This is a genomic window from Rhizomicrobium palustre, assembly GCF_011761565.1.
Taxonomy (GTDB): Bacteria; Pseudomonadota; Alphaproteobacteria; order Micropepsales; family Micropepsaceae; genus Rhizomicrobium; species Rhizomicrobium palustre.
This window is the reverse complement of record NZ_JAASRM010000001.1, coordinates 3,105,917-3,125,561: the sequence shown is the minus strand read 5'-3', so window position 1 is coordinate 3,125,561 and position 19,645 is coordinate 3,105,917. Positions and strand designations below refer to the sequence as shown.

Here is a 19,645-nt window from a genome sequence, read left to right as displayed (position 1 = left end):
ATAGGAGCCAGGGGAAAAGAAGATGATCGATCTCGCGAAAGCGGCGCTTTGGGCCGCGCTTTTGAGCCTAGCCGTTCTGATACCGGCGAAAGCCGCGCCGCTTGATCCCGCCCAGGCATTCCCGCCTAAAATGCAAAGCTTTGCGCTCTACGGCACGGCGGCGATCCCCAATTCCAAGCCCGGCCCGGATGAGGAAAACGGCACCGGCTGGGTGTTGAAAGTCAGCCGCCCCGCGATCCAGGTCTATCTGCCTGCAAAGATCAAGGCGACGGGCGCAAGCGTGCTGATCATCCCCGGCGGAGGCTATGCCGGGCTGACCTTCGAATATGAAGGCGTGCAGCAGGCGCAATATTTTGTCGATCACGGCATCGCAGCTTTCGTGCTGAAATATCGCCTGCCCAGCGATCAGACGATGACGGATAAATCCATCGGCCCGCTGCAAGACGCCCAGCAAGGGATGCGCTTCATCCGGCTGCATGCGAAAGAATGGGCGCTTGATCCGGCGCGCGTCGGCGTAATCGGCTATTCCGCGGGCGGACATATTGCCTCGACACTGGCGACCCATTTCGAGAAGTCCACCATCGACAATCCCGACAAGATCAGCCTGCGCCCAGATTTTCAGATCCTAGTTTATCCGGTGATCAGCATGACCGCGAAGGTCACCCATATGGATTCACGCAACGCCCTGCTCGGCCCCTCGCCTTCGGATGATTTGGTGGCGCAATTCTCCAGCGAAATGCAGGTCACCGCAAAGACGCCGCCCGCCTTGCTGCTGCATGCCGTGGACGACCAGCTGGTCGATATCGACAACAGCATCGTCTACCTCGAAGCCCTGCGCCATGCCGGTGTGCCGGTGGAAGCGCGCTTCTTCGAAAAAGGCCAGCACGGCTTCGCGCTTATCCCGCGCGATCGCTGGCAAGGCACCATCATGGAGTGGCTGACGACACAGGGATGGCTTTATCCTAAGGCGAAATGAGAGATGTTGCGGTTACCATCGTTGCAGCCTGCACTCATTGCAGTCACCATAGCGATCTATGTTTTACCCCGCGCCGCAGTTGGCGGCGCCAACGACGCAGAGCGCAAAAGCTGCTTCGACGCCAAAGTTGAGGCTCTCGTTACCGCGGAAATTCCAAGCGTGATCCCAGAGACAAACGACGACACCATTATCATGCGGTGGCCGTGGTTCTTTGATCTGAAAATTAGGCAGGTGCTGCAAGGCAGCGCACCATCAGGAACCGTAACGGCACTTTCTCTGCAGCACACCTATATTGATCCGGCTCGCAAAAGCATTTGGTGGCTCAGGCGCAATTCCGCTGGTGGCTTTAACACGCTGGATTTTCCGGAAGATGCCGAACTGAGCCTCTGCCCTACTGGTACACCTCCCATGGCGTCGTATATCCGTCCGGATAAAGGCCACACATTGGAGGAGAGCCGGCGAGACGGGGAACGGCGATACGGACGATATCCGTAACGCTGGACGGCCAAGCTCCCAGCTCTCGCGGGAAGGCGCAATGCGGATTCCCCTCACCTTGACTTTTCGCCCTTTGTTCCTCATATCCCGGGGATGGACGAGCGGTGCCAATACGGGCATCGCCCCGGGCGCTTAAGCTGCGCCCTTGCCCAACCGGGCCCGGGGACGGGCTCATGCAGGAGCGCATTTGAGTGATGTAACGAGCGCCGGCGCGCAAGCCGGTATGATTGAAGCTACCAATCCCGTATCTTCGACAAACCCTTCTGAACCCACACAGATTTCTTCTTCTCCGGCGGTCGAAGCAGCCGCCGAACAGGTTGCTGCCCCTGCCGTGGAGGCCCCTGTCGCCGCCGCCGAGGCGCCTACCCCCTCCCCCCTCCCTGAGCCTACGGATAACAATTCCGTTGCTGAAGAACCTGTGGTTCCAGCAACAATCGAAGCCGCGCCGGAAGCCCCCGCCGAAGAGGCTGAGTCTGGTTTTGACAAGCTTGGCCTGTCACCCCAGCTCCTCCAAGCCGTGCAGGAGGCGGGCTACAAGACCCCGACCCCGATCCAGGCGGAGGGTATTCCCCACGTCCTCAAGGGCCGCGACATCATCGGAATCGCCCAGACCGGCACCGGTAAGACCGCTTCTTTCACCCTGCCAATGATCGAGATCCTGGCGCGTGGCCGCGCCAAGGCGCGCATGCCGCGTTCGCTCATTCTGGAGCCGACCCGCGAGCTCGCCGCCCAGGTGGCCGAGAGCTTCGGCAAATACGGCAAGTACAACAAGCTTTCGATGGCGCTGTTGATCGGCGGCGTCTCCTTCGATGATCAGGAGAAGAAGCTCGACCGTGGCGTCGACGTCTTGATCGCCACGCCGGGCCGCCTGATGGACCATTTCGAGCGCGGCAAGCTGATGCTCACCCAAGTGCAGACCCTCGTCATCGACGAAGCGGATCGCATGCTGGATATGGGCTTCATTCCGGATGTGGAGAAGATCTGTAAGCTCCTGCCCTTCACCCGCCAGACGCTGTTCTATTCGGCGACCATGCCGACGGAAATCCGCCGCCTGACGGAGCAGTTCCTCTCCAACCCGGTGCGGGTGGAAGTTGCCCGCCCCGCCACTGCTGCCACCAATATCAAGCAAGAGCTGGTGGAAGTGCCCAATGACGATTGGGCCAAGCGCGAAGCCTTGCGCATCCTCATCCGCGAAGCGGGCGAGATCACCAATGCCATCGTCTTCTGCAACAAGAAGCACACGGTCGATATCGTTGCCAAATCGCTGTCGAAGCACGGTTTCAATGCCGCGCCGCTCCACGGCGATTTGGACCAATCGGTGCGCACCAAAACGCTGGATGGATTCCGCTCCGGCGAAGTCACCATCCTGGTCGCTTCTGACGTTGCCGCGCGCGGCCTCGACATTCCGGCCGTGAGCCATGTCTTCAATTTCGATGTGCCCTATCACTCCGACGATTATGTGCATCGCATCGGCCGCACCGGCCGCGCGGGCCGCTCGGGCGAGGCGTATATGCTCGTCACCGGCGCGGATTCCAAAAACGTCGACGCCATCGAGAAGCTGACCAAAAACACCATCGTGCGGCGCAAGCTGGAAGGCTTGGCCGAACAAGTGCGCGAGCGCCCTGCCCGCGAGAAGTCCCGTGATGGACGCGGCGACCGCCGTGGTGATCGCCGGGGCCGCCGTGACCGCAACGACCGTCATGAGCATCCGATCAAGCCGCATGGCCAAGTCGCCGCCATGGAGCCGGTCAAAAAGCCCGACGCGCCGAACAGCAACTTCGTCCGCCCGCAGCAGCAACAAGCCAAGCCGCAGCCGCCTAAGCCGCAGCAGCAGGTGAAGGCTCCCGCAACGCCTGTGCCCGCGCCCCAGCCCAAAGCCGCCACGCCTGGCCGTCCGCAGGAGCCGTTTACACGCCGCGCCATGCCGGGCATGCCCTATATGCAACGCCGTCCGCAGGCGCCTCAAAACCCGCGTGTCGAATCCAGGCCCGTCGATATCTCTCAACTGCCAGCCTTCCTGCTGCGCCCGGTGAAGCTGCCCAAGCCGGAGCCGGAGCAGGAACCCGCGCCCAAGCCCGCGCGACAGCCCGCCAAGCCGCAAAACGTGGAAAAGCCCGCACCTGTGGAAGCCGTGGAAAAGCCAGTCACTGCGCCAGTGATCGAGGCCCCTGTCGTGGCCGTCGATAAGCCGATCCCGGCGCCAGTGGTTGAAGCGCCCGCCCCAGTGGAGGTGGTGGAAAACCCGGTCCAGGCTGAGCTGATCGAAACGCCCAAGGCAGCCGAAGCAGCGGAAGCACCCGCGAAGGCAGAAACGGTCACCGAAAAGCCGAAGCGGACCCGGGCGCCCCGGGCTGCCAAGCCCAAGACCGACAAGCCCCCCCGCGCCCCGCGCAAGAAGAAGCAGCCCGTCGCCGAAGCCACTGGCGAGGCCCCTGCGGAAGCTGTAGCGGAATCCGCCCCGGCGGAGACGCCGGAACCCTCCGGGGAACCGCAGGGCGAGTGATCCAGTTCCTCTCCTGAGTACAATTCTGGAGAGGCGGATGACGGCGAAGATCAAGCGTGATGTTGACGGGCTGACCCATTCCAAGCCCGGCTCCGTCGACCAGCAGGCCGAAGACAGCTTCCCGGCGAGCGACTCCCCGAGTTTTTCGCCGGGTGCCATCGGGGCTCCAGTAGAGCGCGAAACCCCGCCCCTGCCGGCAAGCCCCGAGGCAAAAAAACACCCGAAAGACAAAGTGTCCGGCGATAAAAAATAGCCCGTTTAACGCTTTCTTACACTCCCGCGACCGACACTCGGGGTTGCATCCACTAGGTGGAACTTTGGGGAAAAGCGTGGCCGGGCAGTCGCGGGAACAAGCATTGGCAAAAGCGGCCTTCGCCTTGATGGCCGATTTCAACGTCGCGCCGACGCCGGATCACTACGAGCTCTTCTTCGTCTATGCGGCGGGCAACAACCCAGCCCTGTCGCGGACCGTGGAAACCATGATCCGCGAGCGCGCTCCCTTCACCGGGCCTGTGCTGCAGGATCTTTGCGCCCGCTTCCTCATCCGTGAACGCACCGCCCAGACCATGGAAGAAGTCGGCTCCTCCATCTCCGGCATGATCGATGCCGTGATGAGCAAGTTGGAGAAGGCCGGCAAGGATGCAGGCGAGTATGGCCGCGCCTTGTCAGCGGTGAGCGGCGAACTCGGCGGTAATCAATCTCCTGCCGCAGTCGCTAAACTGATCGACAAACTGGTCGGCGCCACCCAGGCGATGGAAACCCGCGCAAAATCGCTGGAAACCGAATTACAGCGCTCCTCCGCCCAGGTGAACGAGTTGAAAAACCAGCTCGACACCGTGCGCAAGGAAAGCCGCCTCGATCCCCTCACGGGCCTCGCCAACCGCAAGGCCTTCGACATTGAGCTTCAGGCCGCGATTGATGATGCACGCGAGACCAATACTTCGGTCGCGCTGATGATGTGCGATATCGATCACTTCAAGCGCTTCAACGATACTTGGGGCCATCAGACGGGCGATCAGGTGCTGCGCCTGGTTTCGGGCTGCCTTTCGGAGAATGTCAAAGGCCGCGATACCGCCGCGCGTTATGGCGGGGAGGAATTTGCCGTCATCCTGCGCCGCACCGAACTTACTGGCGCCATAAAGCTCGCCAGCCAAATCCGCAGCAATGTGGAGAACAAGAAGCTGGTGAAGCGGTCTACCGGGGACATTCTGGGCACCATCACCATCTCGATCGGGGTGGCGGAGCTCGGTCAGAATGACACCGCCGAAAAACTCGTTCAGCGGGCGGACCAATGCCTCTATAAGGCGAAGAATTCGGGCCGCAACCGGGTGACCGCGGAAGATGAGCTGATCAGCGCCATCAACGCCGCCTAAGCCCCGAATTATCCCCGCCTATTTCCGCGCCACGCCTCCCGAAAGTGCAGGATTTCGCGAAAGCGTGACTTGCGCCCTTGGTCTGTACATCCCCATTCTCCCGGCAAATTTTATTTCGAGGAGCAATCCATGTCCGGCCTTAACCGATTCCGCGGCTTCCTGCTGGCGGGGGCCCTCGCCCTTGCGGCTCTTCCAGCCAACGCCGGCACGGCGAGCCTGGGCAGTTGGGGCATCGACCTGGCGGGGATGGATAAGAACGCCAAGCCCGGTGATAATTTCTACGATTACGTAAACGGCACTTGGACCCGCAACGCCGTCATCCCGCCGGATCGCTCCAATATCGGCTCCTTCCAACAGCTCGCGATCACCAGCGAAGGCCGGATGAAAGAGATCGTCGCCGCGCTGGAAGCCAAGCCATTGGACCAGCTCTCGCCGGAAGAAAAGAAGCTGCGCGATCTCTATGATGGTTTTCTCGATCAGAAGCAGATCGAAGAGCGCGGCCTCGCCCCCGCCAAAGCGGACCTCGCGCTGATCACCAAAGCGAAAAGCCTGGAGGATGTCGCCAAGCTGATGGGCTCGCCCAAGCTTGAGACCGGCGGCCTTTTCAACATGGGCATTTCGATCAACGACAAGAATTCCAATGCCTATGCCGTGCGTGTCTCCGCTGCCGGGCTCGGCATGCCGGATCGCGATTACTATCTGCTCGATAACCCGGACATCGTGAAGGCGCGTGAGGCCTATAAGACCTACATCACCACCATGCTGACGCTGACCGGCGCCAAGGATGGCGAAGCGCGCGCGGCAAAGGTGCTGGCACTCGAAACCGAGATCGCCAAGCTGCGCTGGGCCCGCAAGGAGCGCCGCGATCGCGACAAGATGTATGCGCCGATGGCCTTCTCGGCCCTTAAAACCATGGCGCCCGGCTTCGAATGGGATGCTTTTGTCTCGGAAGGCGGTATTCCGCTGAAAGACGGCGCGCGCGAAGTGATCGTGGGCGAAAGCACCGCGGTGCCGGAACTCGCCAAGCTCTTCAAGGCGACACCGGTCGCGGTGTGGAAAGACTATCTCACCGTGCATTATCTGCACGCTTATGCCGCCTATCTGCCGAAAGCGTTTGACGATGCCGATTTTGCTTTCTATGGCACGGTGATCGGCGGCCGCTCGCAGCAATATGACCGCGCCACACGCGGTGTACGCCTCCTCGACGGCATGATCGGTGAAGCGCTCGGCAAGCTCTATGTCGCCAAGTATTTCCCGCCCGAATCCAAGGCGAAAGTGGAAAAGCTCGTCGGCAATCTTTTGAAAGCCTATGAGGCCGACATCAAATCGCTGACCTGGATGAGCGATGCGACCAAAGCCAAGGCGCTCGATAAGCTGCATCTCTTCACGCCGCATATCGGCTATCCCGACACTTGGCGCGATTACTCGGGCCTGACCATTGCGCGCGACGACCTCATCGGCAATGTGAAGCGCGCGGCGCTGTTCGAATGGCAGCGCGATGTGAAGCGCCTGGATGAGCCGGTCGACAAGAACGAGTGGCATATGACGCCGCCGACCGTGAATGCCTATTACATGGCCTCGTTCAACTCGATCACCTTCCCTGCCGCGATCCTGCAGCCGCCCTTCTTCGATCCCAATGCGGATGATGCGGTGAACTATGGCGGCATCGGCGCGGTGATCGGCCATGAGATCAGCCACGGCTTTGACGACCAGGGATCGAAATACACCGGCACCGGTAATCTCGAAAGCTGGTGGACGGATGCGGATCGCGCCAATTTCAAACAGCGTACGGACAAACTGGTGGCGCAATTCGACGGCTATGAACCCATGCCGGGCCTGCATGTGCGCGGCGCCAATACGCTGGGCGAAAACATCGCCGACCTTGCCGGGCTTTCAATTGCGCTGAAGGCCTATCGGATTTCGCTGGATGGTAAGCCCGCGCCGGTGCTGGATGGCTTTAGCGGCGATCAGCGCGTGCTGATGGCTTTCGCGCAGGTCTGGCGCATCAAATTCCGCGACGGCGATCTTCGTAACCGCATCCTGTCGGATGTGCATTCGCCGGGACCGTTCCGTGTGCTGGGGACGATGCGCAATATCGACGATTGGTACGCCTCCTTCGGCGTGAAACCGGGCGACAAGTACTATCTGGCCCCCGAAGAACGCGTGAAGCTCTGGTAGTTTGCTTTTTTACTAGTGATGAACCCGGTTCGACGGCCATTACGGCCCTTTTCTTCGGCTGGGTTCCCTCATTACACTGTTCCCAACGGCAAGCGCAGGCCGCTTGTCTGACGGGCTTTCACCAAGGAGTTATTGCATGAAACGTCCCCTCGTGGTCGTCGCCGCGCTGTTGCTGGCGGGCTGCACAGCCGCCCCGCCGCCGCCACCGCCAGCCCCACCGCCCGGCCCCAAGGCCGAGCTCGGCACCTGGGGTGTCGATCTTTCCGGCATGGATAAGAACGTTAAGCCGGGCGACAGCTTCTACAACTACGTCAATGGCGCCTGGGACAAGCAGGCCGTGATCCCGGCGGATCGTTCCGGCATCGGCTCCTTCCAGTCGCTCGCGATCCTCAGCGAAAAGCGCATGAAGGAAATCGTGGCTGGGCTTGAAGCCAAGCCGGTCGATCAGCTCACCCCGGACGAGAAGAAGCTGCGCGACCTCTATGATGGCTATATGGACGAGAAAGCCATCGAAGCGCATGGGCTGGAACCGGCCAAGGCCGACCTCGCCCGCATCGCCAGCCTGAAGTCCCTGAAAGACGTCGCGAAGCTGATGGGCTCGCCGAATGTCTCGGCCGGATCTCTTTTCGCGGCCGGTATCGGCATCGATGACAAGAACCCCGATCATTACAGCGTGAATGTCTCGGCCGCTGGCCTGGGCATGCCGGATCGCGATTTCTATCTCCTCACCAATGCTGACATCGTGAAGGTGCGCGACGCCTATAAGGTCTTCATCGCCACCATGCTGGACATGTCGGGCGCGAAGAACGCGCAGGCGCGCGCCGAAAAGGTGCTGGCACTCGAAACCGCCATCGCCAAAGTCCGCTGGGAGCTGAAAGACCAGCGCGACGCAGACAAGATGTATCACCCGATGAGCTTTGCCGCGCTGAAGAAGTCTGCGCCGCAATTCCCCTGGGACTCGTTCTTCTCTGAAGGCGGCATTCCACTCAATGGTGGCGAGCGCCAGATCATTGTGGGCGAAAGCACCGCCATCCCGGTCCTGGCCAAGCTCTTTGCCAAGACCCCGGTTGCAGTGTGGCGCGATTACCTGACGGTGCATTATCTGCACTCCTACGCCTCCTACCTGCCCAAGAAGTTCGATGACGCAGACTTCGCCTTCTTTGGCACCGCCCTCTCCGGCCGCACGCAGCAGAATGACCGCGCTACCCGCGCGGTGCGCCTGCTCGATAGCGAGTTGGGCGAGGCTTTCGGCAAACTCTATGCCGCGAAGTATTTCCCGCCGGAATCCAAAGCCAAGGTGGAAAAGCTCGTCAGCAATCTGCTGAAGGCCTATGAGGCGGACATCAAGACGCTCCCCTGGATGGGCGAGGAGACCAAGAAGAAGGCGCTCGAGAAGATCAGCCAGTTCACGCCCTATATCGGCTATCCCGACAAGTGGCGCGATTACTCGGCTCTCGAGATCAGCCGCGATGACGTGATCGGCAACATCAAGCGCGCCGCTGCCTTCAACTGGAAGCGCGACGTGACCCGCCTGGATTCGCCGGTCGACAAGGCGGAATGGTATATGACGCCGCCGACGGTGAACGCCTATTACAACCCGCCCTTCAACTCCATCACCTTCCCGGCCGCGATTTTGCAGCCGCCGTTCTTCGATCCCAATGCGGATGATGCGGTCAATTACGGCGCCATTGGCGCGGTGATCGGCCATGAAATCAGCCATGGCTTCGACGATCAGGGCTCGAAATATACCGGCAAAGGCGTCTTGCAGAACTGGTGGACGGAAGAGGATCGCAAGAACTTCGACGCCCGCACGGCCATGCTGGTGAAGCAGTTCGATGCCTATGAACCGCTGCCGGGCCTGCATGTGCGCGGCGCGGCCACGCTGGGCGAGAACATCGCCGATCTGGCCGGCATCTCCATCGCTCTGAAGGCCTATCACATCGCCCTCGGCGGAACCCCCGCTCCGGTGATCGATGGCTATACGGGCGACCAGCGCTTCCTCCTGGGCTTCGGCCAAGTCTGGCGCACCAAGATGCGTGAAGGCGCGCTGCGCAGCCGCATCCTTTCGGATGTGCATTCGCCCGCCGAATACCGCGTGCTGGGTGCGACCCGCAACCTCGACGATTGGTACGGCGCTTTCGACGTCAAGCCGGGCGACAAGTACTACCTGCCGCCGGAAGAGCGCGTGAAGCTCTGGTAAGATGAAAATCTTCTAACGATGAAGGCGGGCCGCAATGCCCGCCTTCTTTTTTTATAGGATGCGCTTTACGCCCGGCACGGCACGAAGCCCGGCTGCAACAGCAAAGCTTGCGATGAGTGCCATGATCCAGGCCATGGCAAACATGGCCAAAGCCGGCCAAGCCAAGGGGCGCATTGCCAAGGTAATGCCAACCAGAATAGGAGGATGGATCACGTAAACGGCAAATCCGTTATCGGAGAAACCGCGGCTCCAATTCGTGCGCGCATTCACACGGTCGCGGAACAGGATCAGGAGACCGGTGCAGAACAACACACAAAATACCTGCTCCCAAAAAGCAAGTGCAGCGGCTTGCCACGTCAAGCCGCCGTCGAAAGCGTTTTGAGGTGCGTGCGTCGAGATCGAAAGCAGCACCAAGCCAATCGCCGAGAGCGGAGCACCGATCAAGGCAGTGAGAAAAACAGGCATTCCCCAGCGCGGCGGAAGCGCCTCCACCCAGCCACGCCGGCGCGCCAAGATCCCCAGCGCGAACAGCACGACATATTGGGTGAAATAGGCAAGCTGCATATTGTGCCACGCGGTCCCAAGCGGTGCGAATTGGCGTACAAGAAACGTCACCGCGCCCATTCCGAGCCCCAGACACAGAATGGCGGTGAGTGAAGGCGCCGCAGAAGATGAGCTCGTTGTGGGTTTCGGCAGAACAAGGCGCAGCAGCGCATAGACAAACGAAAAGAACAGCAAGGCCACGGCAAACCACATCGGACCGGTGCCGTTGATCCACTGCCCTTTGTCAAGATAGAGGCCGTAGGCAGTAGCAGGATCGGTTTTGCCGTACCAATTGAGAAGAAATATCCCCATGCCAATGTGCAGGACAAAGACATAGATCAGCGACGGAACGCCGAGACGAAACAGGCGCTCCGCCATGAAACGCCCGAAGCCTTTGCGGTCATAGCCGGTGGGCACAAAATATCCGGCCAGGAAAAACATCAGCCCCATGAAGAAGGACTGCAGCGAGGCTTGAAAGGCAATGAAGATGAGCCTTTCGAAAAGACCCGGTTCGACATCGCTGTTGTAATACCAGCTCCCCACATGGCTGTAGGTCACCGCGGCGTGCACGCCGAGCACCAGAACGATCACGACCCAGCGCAGATTATCGATATAATCGAGGCGCTTTAAGGGTTGTCCTGCCATCTTTCTTGCCCCTAGACTGAATGCGTGCCGCCGCTCCGGCAGCGATAGCTTATATATTAAAGCAAACCAACCAAACCGCGAGTGTCCCATGCTGCGCCGCCTCTTGCTTGTTGGTTGCCTTATAAGCGGCGCGGTCGCGGCTGAACCGGCCGACCGCGATTTCAAGGAATGCCCCGAATGCCCGGACATGATCGGCATCCCTGCCGGGAAATTCGTCATGGGCAGCCCGCAAAGCGAAGCAGGACGGTTCGATGCCGAAGGTCCCCAGCGCATCGTCGCGGTGAAAGCCTTTGCGCTGGCCAAATTCAATGTGACCAGCGAGGAGTATCTGAACTTCCTGCGCGCCACGGGCTATCAGCCCGATCCCTGCAACACCCTGCTCGATATGCGCTGGCATGTGCCGAGCAAGGGTCTGGCCTATCCGCCTTATGACGAGGAACCCTCGCGCTGGCCCGCGAGCTGCATTTCCTACAAAGACGCGCACGCCTATATCGAATGGCTGAACGAGCAAGTGCGCAAAGCGCGTCCGAACCTGCCCAACAAAACCGGCCCCTATCGCCTGCCGAGTGAGGCCGAATGGGAATATGCCGCGCGCGCGGGCACCACCACAGCCCGCTGGTGGGGCGATGAAATCGGCCGAGGCCATGCAAACTGCAATGGTTGCGGCTCAACCTACGACTTTCATGTCCTCGCTAATGTCGACAGCTTCAAGCCCAACCCATTCGGGCTTTACGGCATGCTGGGCAATGTTTGGGAATGGACCGAGGATTGCTGGCACAAAAGCTATGTTGGCGCGCCCAGCGATGCGCGGCCTTGGCGGGACGCCAAATGCAGCCAGCATGTCTTGCGCGGCGGTTCTTGGGATAACGTACCGCTTTTCGTGCGCTCTGCCGCCCGTATCGCCAGCGCCAGTGATGGCAGCGAATACGACTATTCCACACTCGCCGGATTTCGCATCGCGCGCGATCTGCCCTAATGCAGAACAGCCCGAGTGTCTAAGCGCAGCGTGAAATGCATTTCCTTGGGATAATCGCCAGGCGGCAGGTTGATTGGCGAGGACAACAGCGCAGCATTGCGCGCGCCGAGCGCGATATCGCGGTAATAGGCATCGGTCTTGGCGCGCGCCTGCTCGATGATGGTCGCTTCGGTAATGGAGCCATCCCGCTTCATGGTGATTTGCAGCGCGATCACCAGCGGCTTGTCTTTGGCTTTGCCTAAATCGATCGTCCAGCGCCGCAAAACCTGCGCCAGCACGAAATCCCGCACGCTATAGGTCGCCGAATCCCCAGTTGCACCATTGGAGGCATCGACGGTGGAAACACCCTGCCCGACCTCCAGCTTCAATTTGGTGTCAGGCGATTTGAGCTTGGCGAGTGCTTTCAGCTTGGTATCGAGCGCATCATCGGGCGCCGGTTTGGTGCCTTTGGGTGAGACGCGAGCTTCTTGCGGCGCTGTTTCCTGTTGCGGCTTACCGGCCCTCTGCTGCGGCACCAAAGCGTGCTGCTCCGCCGGGGGGGAGCGAGTTTCCGGACCCAGCCGTACCAGATCAATGGGCAGAAAAGGCTCTGGGCGTGAAAACAGCGGTGTGGTGTGACGGGCGGCGCCGGCCAAGACCAGCAGCGCCAGGAGCGTGTGCAGCACCAGCGACACGGCAATGCCCGCACCGTTTTTACGCGCGTAGCGGCGCCCCGCCGCGATAAGGCTTTCGACCTGCTGCATGACCTGAAGGGAGAATAGAAGCGCGGCATGCCAGCCTGTCAAATGACTTCAGGGCAAGGGCACAAGGCTGGCATGACGGTCAGCAAGGGGCTATCAAACCGCCATGGCCCAGCCTGCGTCCTCCACACCCGACCACACCATCCCGACCGTCGCCATGGCGGTCGCGGCGGGGCTTGGCGTTTCCAACCTCTATTTCAACCAGCCGCTGCTGGCGATGATCGAGCGGGCATTCCCGTTCTCGCATGCCGCGATGTATATCCCGAGCGCGACCCAGCTTGGCTATTGCTTTGGGTTGATCCTGTTCCTGCCTTTAGGCGACCTACTCGACCGCCGCCGCCTGATCGTTCTGCAATTCGCCCTCCTCGCCGCCGTGCTGGTGTTTGCCGCGCTTGCGCCCACTGCACCATGGCTTTTGCTCGCGTCATTGCTGGTGGGTGCAGGCAGCAGCGTGGCGCAACAGATCGTGCCCTTCGCGGCCACACTGGCGAGCGATGAAAGCCGCGGCGCTATCGTCGGCAAAGTGATGAGCGGCCTGCTCTGCGGGATATTGCTGGGCAGAGCTGTCGCCGGGTTCCTAGCAAGCTGGTTCGGCTGGCGCGCAGTGTTCTGGACTGCCGTGCCCACCATGCTGGCCGCAGGCGCGCTGATGGCGCTCACCTTGCCCTCGCACAAGCCGGACCTGCAGCTTTCCTATCGCAAGGCCCTCGCCTCTCTCGCCGATCTTTGGGATGAAGAGCCGGTGCTGCGCCGGGCCGCCATGACCCAGGGCTGCCTCTTTGGCTCCTTCTCGGTGTTCTGGACGGTGCTGTCGCTGCGCCTGCAAGAGCCGCTGTTCGGACTGGGCGCCGATGCCGCGGGCTTATTTGCGATTTTGGGCGTCGCCGGAATTCTCGCCGCGCCCATGTCTGGCCATATCGCCGACCGCCGGGGCCCACGCCCCGTAGTGATCGCAGGCGCCATCACCTGCCTTTTGTCGTGGCTCGCCTTCGGTTTTTGGAACAGCCTCACTGGCATGATCGTGGGCGTGATGGTGCTCGATCTCGGCGTGCAGAGCGCGGTGGTGTCCAACCAGCACAAAATCTACGCGCTGCGCCCTGAGGCGCGCGGGCGCATCAACACGCTTTTCATGTCTGGGATCTTCATTGGCGGCGCGATTGGCTCGGCGGGCGCCTCAGCCATCTATCATATCGCTGGATGGTTCCCCGTTTGCCTGTTCGGAGCGGCGATGGCGAGCCTGGGGCTCACCATCCAGATGCTGGCCGCAGTTACGCCTCGACCGCAGGCTTGATAGTCACGCTCTCGCCGCAGCCGCAAGCCGCCGTCTGATTGGGATTGTTGAAAACGAAACGCGCGCCCAGCTTTTCCGTTACGAAGTCGATCTCGGTTCCGATCAGAAACAGGATCGCCTTGGGATCGATGAAAACCTTCACGCCTTTGTCTTCAATCACTTCTTCAAGCGGTTCGGCGCTTTCGGCATAATCCATCGTGTAGCTCATACCGGCGCAGCCGCCATTCTTCACGCCCACGCGCAAGCCCAGATATTTGCCTTCCGCATTTTCCATGATTTCCTGAATACGGGCGGCAGCCGCATCGGACAGGCGGACAGCTTTGGGTCTTTCGCGCTTCATCATCGTTCCCATCAGAACATGTTCAGTTCGAGGCGGGCTTCTTCGCTCATGCGCTCCGGCGTCCAGGGCGGATCGAAGGTCATGTTAACCGTGACATCACCGATGCCTTCCACGGTAAGAAGCGCGTCGCGCACCATATTGGGCATCTCACCAGCCACCGGACAGCCCGGCGCGGTCAGTGTCATGTCCACCGCGACGTCCTTATTGTCCGCCACATCCACCTTGTAGATAAGGCCAAGTTCATAGATATCGACCGGAATTTCCGGATCGTAGACGGTTTTCATCGCCGCGATGAGTTTTTGCGTGAAGGCTTCCAGCTCTTCCGGCGGAATAGCGGAAACCTGATCCGGCGTGGTTTCGAGTTGCTCGCTCATTCGGTCTTCGCAGCCTCGGCCTGAGATGCACCGTTCTCCAGTGCCGATTTCATGGTGTGCCAGGCCAGCGTGGCGCATTTGACCCGCATGGGAAAGGCCGAAACGCCCGCCATCACCTGCAAACGGTCAAGATCGTCTTCTGCCAAATCGGACGCGTCCTCGCCCTTCACCAGATGCAGGAAGCCGTTCATCAATTCCTCGGCTTCGCCAACCGTACGCCCCGTCAACATGTCGGTCATTAGCGAGGCAGAGGCTTGGCTGATAGCACAGCCCCGGCCTTCGAAAGTGATACGCTGGATGCGATCCTCGCCATCGACGATCAGATGCACCGTAACGCGGTCGCCGCAGAGGGGGTTATGCCCCTGCCCATCATGGGTGGCATGTTCCAGCGGCCCGAAATGGCGCGGGTGGCGCGAGTGATCGAGGATCACTTCCTGGTACAATTCACGCAGGCTCTCGTCCATCATACTCTCACGTCAAAATCTTGCGGGCTTTGGCGAGGCCCGCGATCAGCAAATCCACATCCTCGCGGGTGGAATAGAGCCCGAAGGATGCCCGCGTGGTGGAAGCAAGGTTGAACCGTTCCATCAGCACCTGCGCGCAATGATGCCCGGCCCGCACCGCCACGCCTTCATGATCCAATATAGTGGCGAGGTCATGCGCATGCATCCCCTCGGCCTCAAAAGACAGGATCGCGCCCTTGCCTTCCGCCTCGCCAATTACCTTCAGCCAATTGAACTGACGCACCGCCTCGCGGGCATAGGCATAGATCTCCGCCTCATGGGCTTTGATCGCTGCACGGCCAAGGCCGGTGATGTAGTCAAGCGCAGCGGCAAGACCCACCGCTTCCAGGATCGGCGGCGTGCCAGCTTCGAACCGCGCGGGCGGTTCGGCATAGGTGATGCGTTCCTCGCTCACTTCGGCGATCATTTCACCGCCGCCATTGAAGGGGCGCATGGATTTCAAATGCGCCCGCTTGGCATAAAGCGCGCCGATCGCATTCGGGCCATAAAGCTTGTGACCGGTGATAGCGTAGAAATCGACATCCAGGTCTTGCACATCGACGATCTCATGTACTGCGCCTTGGCAGCCATCGACCGCCACCGGAACGCCCTTGGCATGCGCAATCGCGATGATGTCCTTGATCGGATTCACCGAGCCCAGCACATTCGACATATGGGTGACCGCGACGAGCTTGGTCTTGGGTGTGATGGCGGCACCGAAGGCGGCGGCGTTGATGGAACCATCTTCGCGCACATCCACCCATTTCAGCTTTGCGCCTTGGCGTTCGCGCAGGAAATGCCACGGTACGATGTTGGAATGGTGCTCCATCTTGGTGAGCACGATTTCGTCTCCCGCCCCGATGCGCGGCGCGAGATAGGCATAGGACACCAGGTTTAGCGCTTCCGTGCCGCCGCGCGTGAAGACGATTTCGTCCGTATGCTTGGCGTTGAGGAATTTGGCGACCGTGCTGCGAGCTTTCTCATAAGCGTCGGTGGATTCGGCTGCCAGCGTGTGCACGCCGCGATGCACATTGGCATAAGACGTCGAGGCGAAATCGGACATCGCCTGCAGCACAGCCTTGGGCTTTTGCGCCGAAGCTGCACTGTCGAGATAGGCAAGACGTTTGCCATGCACCTCGCGCGCCAGAATGGGGAAATCGCCGATGGGCGGAACAAAGCTCATTTCAGCGGCTCCATGGCGCGCGGCAGCGCCTGTTCAATGTCGTGCCACACCGCGGCGCGCAACTTATCGTCCGCGATCGGCTCGACCGCCTCTTCCAAAAAGGCGTTGATCAGCAAGCGGCGAGCATCCTTTTCGGGTATGCCGCGCGAGCGCATATAGAACAGCGCTTCCGGATCAAGATCGCCCGCCGTGGCACCATGGGCGCATTTGACGTCATCCGCGAAGATGACGAGTTCGGGTTTCATATCGGCTTCGGCGCGCTCGCTCATCAGCAGCGCACGTGCGGTCTGGCGGCTGTCGGAACCATCGGCGCCTTCGCGCACCGTGATCTTACCTTGATAGACAGCGCGGGATTTTCCGCCCGCCACATGCTTGAAGAGCTGGGTAGAACGCGTATTGCCCGAGGCATGTTCGATATGGGTCGTCACATCGGCATGACCATCCGTGCCAAGAACTGTGGCGCCAGAAAGATGGGCCTCAGCCCCCTCGCCTTGCAGCGTGATCTGCAGTTCGGTGCGCGACAGGCGGGCGCCGAAATTGCTGAAATGCGCCTTGTAGCGGGCATCTTTCGCGACGGAGACGGCGATATGCTCGATGGTGAAGGATTTCGGCGCAAAGGGCGAAGTGCGGACATGGAACACTTCCGCATTCGCACCCAAAGCCACTTCCACACCCACATTGCGCAGCAGGCCCGCATCAGAGGCGTGCTTTTCGTAGACCGTCGCCTGCGCGCCCTCCTCCAACAGGATCAGCCAGCGCAGATTTCCAGAACCGGTGACGGTGAGCTTGATCGGGTCGGTAACCACCGTGTTTTTCGCCACCCGGAACGCCACGCCGCCATCGGCAAAGGCGAGCGAGGCTTCCTGCATGGTACGGCGCACGCCAATCGAGCCTAAGGTCTCGATCAGCCACTTGGGACCGTTCGGCTCGGCGAGATCGAACATCTCCACCCCTTCGGGCAGATCTTCCACCGACCACTTCGCCGTGCCCGCTTGCGCCACCTGCCCTGCATCCAGGACGGCGCGCAGATCGGAATAGCGCCAATGCTCGAAGCGGCGATGCGGCATGCCGCGGACGCGGAAGCTTTCGAGCGCTTCGGCCCGCCTTGCTTCGCGCGTGCTCATGCCCGCTCCTTCACAAGATCGCCATAGCCCTTGGCTTCCAGCTCATGCGCCAATTCCTTGCCACCTTCCGCCACCATCTTGCCCCAGGCCAGCACATGCACCTTATCAGGCACGATGTAGTCCAGGAGGCGCTGATAATGGGTGATGACCAGCATAGAGCGCTCCGGCGAACGCAGCGTGTTGACGCCCTCGGCCACCAGCTTCAGCGCATCGATGTCGAGGCCGGAATCGGTTTCGTCCAGGATCGCGAGCTTGGGTTCGAAGAGCGTCATCTGCAGCGTCTCGAGGCGTTTCTTCTCGCCGCCGGAGAAGCCGACATTCAGCGCCCGCTTCAGCATGTCTTCGGAAACCTGCAAGGATTTCGCCTTGGCGCGCACCAGCTTCAAGACCGCCATGGCGTCGAGTTCGCTTTCCCCGCGGGCGCGGCGCTGCGCATTCAGCGCCGTCTTAAGGAACATCATGGTAGTGACGCCCGGGATTTCGACCGGATACTGCATGGCGAGGAAAATCCCCTTCGCCGCGCGCTCTTCGGTCTTCATCGCGAGGAGGTCTTCACCGTTATAGGTGATGGAGCCGCTCGTCACCTCATAGCCTTCACGGCCCGAGAGAACATAAGAGAGGGTGGATTTACCAGACCCGTTCGGCCCCATAATGGCGTGGACCTTGCCGGTCTCGATGGTGAGAGAGAGCCCTTTCAGGATCTCCTTATCCCCGACGCTGACATGCAGATCTTTAATCTCGAGCATCACCCGACGCTCCCCTCTAAGCTGATACCGACAAGCTTCTGTGCTTCGACGGCGAATTCCATGGGCAGTTGCTGCAGGACTTCCTTGCAGAAACCGTTGACGATCAGCGCCACCGCCTCTTCCGGGGTCAGGCCACGCTGCAAACAATAGAAAAGCTGATCCTCGGCGATCTTCGAGGTGGTCGCTTCATGCTCCAGCCGCGCCGTAGGATTGCGGCTTTCGATATAGGGAACGGTGTGAGCGCCACATTTGCCGCCGATCAGCAAGCTGTCGCATTGGGTGTAATTACGCGCGTTCTGGGCATGGGGATGCACGCTGACCAGCCCGCGATAGGTGTTCTGTGCCTTACCCGCCGAGATACCCTTGGAGATGATCCGCGAGCGGGTGTTCTTGCCCAGATGGATCATCTTGGTGCCGGTATCGGCCTGCTGGTAATGGTTGGTGATGGCGATGGAGTAGAACTCACCCACGCTTTCATCGCCCCGCAGGATGCAGCTGGGATATTTCCAGGTGATGGCAGAGCCGGTTTCCACCTGCGTCCAGGAAATCTTGGAGCGGCGGCCACGGCAATCGCCACGCTTGGTGACGAAGTTGTAGATGCCGCCCTTGCCGTTCTCGTCGCCCGGATACCAGTTCTGCACCGTCGAATATTTGATCTCGGCGCCTTCGAGGGCCACGAGTTCCACCACCGCGGCATGGAGCTGATGCTCGTCGCGCATCGGGGCGGTGCAACCTTCGAGATAAGAAACGTAAGAGCCCTCATCTGCGATGATCAGGGTCCGCTCGAACTGCCCGCTATTGGAGGCATTGATGCGGAAATAGGTGGACAGCTCCATCGGGCAGCGCACGCCCTTGGGCACGTAGACGAAGGTGCCGTCGGAGAAGACCGCCGAATTCAGCGTGGCGAAGAAATTATCCGTCACAGGAACAACGCTGCCCAGGTACTTGCGCACCAGATCGGGATATTCGCGGATGGCTTCCGAGATCGGGCAGAAGATCACGCCCGCTTCGTTGAGCTTCTCCTTGAAGGTGGTCGCGACCGAAACGGAATCGAACACCGCATCCACGGCGACACCCGCGAGCATCTTCTGCTCGGACAAGGGAATGCCGAGCTTGTTATAGGTCTCCAAGAGCTTGGGATCGACCTCATCCAGGTCCTTGTATTTCTCGGTGCTCTTGGGCGCCGCGTAATAATAGGCATCCTGGTAATCGATCTTGGCATAGCGCAGCCGCGCCCAATTGGGCTCGGTCATCTCGCCCCAACGGCGGAAGGCCGCCAGGCGCCAATCCAGCATCCATTCCGGCTCGCCCTTCTTGGCCGAGATGAAACGGATCACATCCGCATTCAGCCCTTTGGGAGCCGTCTCCATCTCGATATCGGTGACGAAGCCGTATTTGTACTTCTCACCCAGAGCGGCAACTTGGTCTTTGGTTTCAGAACCGGCAGCCATTACG

At 60.6% G+C, this 19,645-nt stretch carries 18 protein-coding genes; 9 read left to right on the top strand and 9 right to left on the bottom strand.

All coding sequences use genetic code 11. The features are described 5' to 3' along the window. Window positions 1–22 precede the first annotated feature (22 nt). The 7 genes from FHS83_RS13835 (at window position 23) to FHS83_RS13805 (ending at window position 9,725) form a co-directional block, all read left to right on the top strand. Window positions 23–976 (top strand): alpha/beta hydrolase, encoded by a 954-nt coding sequence (locus FHS83_RS13835; protein WP_167083530.1) that lies wholly within the window; start codon window positions 23–25, stop codon window positions 974–976. A gap of 3 nt (window positions 977–979) precedes the next feature. Continuing rightward, complete coding sequence (locus FHS83_RS13830; protein WP_167083529.1) at window positions 980–1,471, top strand: hypothetical protein; 492 nt, start codon at window positions 980–982, stop codon at window positions 1,469–1,471. Between the two features lie 418 nt (window positions 1,472–1,889). Next, window positions 1,890–3,974, top strand: a complete 2,085-nt coding sequence (locus FHS83_RS13825; protein WP_208414741.1) for a DEAD/DEAH box helicase — start codon at window positions 1,890–1,892, stop codon at window positions 3,972–3,974. A gap of 37 nt (window positions 3,975–4,011) precedes the next feature. Continuing rightward, a complete protein-coding gene (locus FHS83_RS13820) occupies window positions 4,012–4,227 on the top strand; it encodes a hypothetical protein (protein WP_167083528.1) in 216 nt (71 codons plus the stop codon). Between the two features lie 76 nt (window positions 4,228–4,303). Next, window positions 4,304–5,347 carry a diguanylate cyclase gene (locus FHS83_RS19810; RefSeq protein WP_167083527.1) on the top strand — a complete coding sequence of 348 codons (1,044 nt, stop codon included), beginning with the start codon at window positions 4,304–4,306 and terminating at the stop codon, window positions 5,345–5,347. A 129-nt stretch (window positions 5,348–5,476) separates the two neighbouring features. Beyond that, the gene (locus tag FHS83_RS13810) at window positions 5,477–7,525 is read left to right on the top strand and encodes a M13 family metallopeptidase (RefSeq protein WP_167083526.1); all 2,049 of its coding nucleotides are present in this window, start codon (window positions 5,477–5,479) and stop codon (window positions 7,523–7,525) included. Window positions 7,526–7,661: 136 nt separating this feature from the next. Next, window positions 7,662–9,725 (top strand): M13 family metallopeptidase, encoded by a 2,064-nt coding sequence (locus FHS83_RS13805; protein WP_167083525.1) that lies wholly within the window; start codon window positions 7,662–7,664, stop codon window positions 9,723–9,725. 51 nt (window positions 9,726–9,776) lie between these two features. Here FHS83_RS13805 and FHS83_RS13800 read toward each other — a convergent pair whose 3' ends face one another. After that, window positions 9,777–10,913: an acyltransferase family protein gene (locus FHS83_RS13800; protein WP_167083524.1), complete on the bottom strand. Its 1,137-nt coding sequence runs from the start codon at window positions 10,911–10,913 to the stop codon at window positions 9,777–9,779. A gap of 88 nt (window positions 10,914–11,001) precedes the next feature. On the opposite strand from FHS83_RS13800, the gene FHS83_RS13795 reads away from it, so the two are divergent. Further along, window positions 11,002–11,889: a formylglycine-generating enzyme family protein gene (locus FHS83_RS13795; protein WP_167083523.1), complete on the top strand. Its 888-nt coding sequence runs from the start codon at window positions 11,002–11,004 to the stop codon at window positions 11,887–11,889. Here the strand turns inward: FHS83_RS13795 and FHS83_RS13790 are convergent. Further along, entirely contained in the window at window positions 11,886–12,674 is a 789-nt protein-coding gene (locus FHS83_RS13790) for a hypothetical protein (RefSeq protein ID WP_167083522.1), read from the bottom strand. The two genes, FHS83_RS13795 and FHS83_RS13790, sit on opposite strands and share 4 nt — an antisense overlap. A gap of 61 nt (window positions 12,675–12,735) precedes the next feature. On the opposite strand from FHS83_RS13790, the gene FHS83_RS13785 reads away from it, so the two are divergent. Continuing rightward, on the top strand, window positions 12,736–13,920 hold the full coding sequence (locus tag FHS83_RS13785; RefSeq protein WP_208414733.1) for an MFS transporter: 1,185 nt from the start codon (window positions 12,736–12,738) through the stop codon (window positions 13,918–13,920). Here the strand turns inward: FHS83_RS13785 and FHS83_RS13780 are convergent. From FHS83_RS13780 to sufB, 7 genes are read right to left on the bottom strand one after another with little or no spacing between them, the layout of a single operon-like run. Continuing rightward, the gene (locus FHS83_RS13780; RefSeq protein ID WP_167085495.1) at window positions 13,898–14,260 is read right to left on the bottom strand and encodes an iron-sulfur cluster assembly accessory protein; all 363 of its coding nucleotides are present in this window, start codon (window positions 14,258–14,260) and stop codon (window positions 13,898–13,900) included. The genes FHS83_RS13785 and FHS83_RS13780 overlap by 23 nt on opposite strands. An 11-nt stretch (window positions 14,261–14,271) precedes the next feature. Further along, on the bottom strand, window positions 14,272–14,634 hold the full coding sequence (locus tag FHS83_RS13775) for an SUF system Fe-S cluster assembly protein (protein ID WP_167083521.1): 363 nt from the start codon (window positions 14,632–14,634) through the stop codon (window positions 14,272–14,274). Next, window positions 14,631–15,098 (bottom strand): Fe-S cluster assembly sulfur transfer protein SufU, encoded by a 468-nt coding sequence (gene sufU / locus FHS83_RS13770; protein WP_167085493.1) that lies wholly within the window; start codon window positions 15,096–15,098, stop codon window positions 14,631–14,633. The genes FHS83_RS13775 and sufU overlap by 4 nt, the downstream gene beginning before the upstream one ends. A 7-nt stretch (window positions 15,099–15,105) precedes the next feature. Beyond that, window positions 15,106–16,320, bottom strand: coding sequence for a SufS family cysteine desulfurase (locus FHS83_RS13765; protein WP_167083520.1), 1,215 nt, complete (start codon window positions 16,318–16,320; stop codon window positions 15,106–15,108). Next, entirely contained in the window at window positions 16,317–17,444 is a 1,128-nt protein-coding gene (gene sufD, locus FHS83_RS13760; protein WP_167083519.1) for a Fe-S cluster assembly protein SufD, read from the bottom strand. The genes FHS83_RS13765 and sufD overlap by 4 nt, the downstream gene beginning before the upstream one ends. After that, complete coding sequence (sufC, locus tag FHS83_RS13755) at window positions 17,441–18,190, bottom strand: Fe-S cluster assembly ATPase SufC (protein WP_167083518.1); 750 nt, start codon at window positions 18,188–18,190, stop codon at window positions 17,441–17,443. Before sufC ends, sufD begins: the two co-directional genes overlap by 4 nt. Beyond that, window positions 18,190–19,641, bottom strand: coding sequence for a Fe-S cluster assembly protein SufB (gene sufB, locus FHS83_RS13750; protein WP_167083517.1), 1,452 nt, complete (start codon window positions 19,639–19,641; stop codon window positions 18,190–18,192). The genes sufC and sufB overlap by 1 nt, the downstream gene beginning before the upstream one ends. Between the last annotated feature and the right edge of the window lie 4 nt (window positions 19,642–19,645).

Coding starts and splice junctions, on each gene's coding strand:
- FHS83_RS13830 (WP_167083529.1), top strand. CDS start 980: ATGTTGCGGTTACCATCGTTGCAGCCTGCACTCATTGCAGTCACCATA.
- FHS83_RS13835 (WP_167083530.1), top strand. CDS start 23: ATGATCGATCTCGCGAAAGCGGCGCTTTGGGCCGCGCTTTTGAGCCTA.
- FHS83_RS13820 (WP_167083528.1), top strand. CDS start 4,012: ATGACGGCGAAGATCAAGCGTGATGTTGACGGGCTGACCCATTCCAAG.
- sufB (WP_167083517.1), bottom strand. CDS start 19,641: ATGGCTGCCGGTTCTGAAACCAAAGACCAAGTTGCCGCTCTGGGTGAG.
- sufD (WP_167083519.1), bottom strand. CDS start 17,444: ATGAGCACGCGCGAAGCAAGGCGGGCCGAAGCGCTCGAAAGCTTCCGC.
- FHS83_RS13800 (WP_167083524.1), bottom strand. CDS start 10,913: ATGGCAGGACAACCCTTAAAGCGCCTCGATTATATCGATAATCTGCGC.
- FHS83_RS13785 (WP_208414733.1), top strand. CDS start 12,736: ATGGCCCAGCCTGCGTCCTCCACACCCGACCACACCATCCCGACCGTC.
- FHS83_RS13765 (WP_167083520.1), bottom strand. CDS start 16,320: ATGAGCTTTGTTCCGCCCATCGGCGATTTCCCCATTCTGGCGCGCGAG.
- sufC (WP_167083518.1), bottom strand. CDS start 18,190: ATGCTCGAGATTAAAGATCTGCATGTCAGCGTCGGGGATAAGGAGATC.
- FHS83_RS13795 (WP_167083523.1), top strand. CDS start 11,002: ATGCTGCGCCGCCTCTTGCTTGTTGGTTGCCTTATAAGCGGCGCGGTC.
- sufU (WP_167085493.1), bottom strand. CDS start 15,098: ATGGACGAGAGCCTGCGTGAATTGTACCAGGAAGTGATCCTCGATCAC.
- FHS83_RS13775 (WP_167083521.1), bottom strand. CDS start 14,634: ATGAGCGAGCAACTCGAAACCACGCCGGATCAGGTTTCCGCTATTCCG.
- FHS83_RS13810 (WP_167083526.1), top strand. CDS start 5,477: ATGTCCGGCCTTAACCGATTCCGCGGCTTCCTGCTGGCGGGGGCCCTC.
- FHS83_RS13780 (WP_167085495.1), bottom strand. CDS start 14,260: ATGAAGCGCGAAAGACCCAAAGCTGTCCGCCTGTCCGATGCGGCTGCC.
- FHS83_RS13805 (WP_167083525.1), top strand. CDS start 7,662: ATGAAACGTCCCCTCGTGGTCGTCGCCGCGCTGTTGCTGGCGGGCTGC.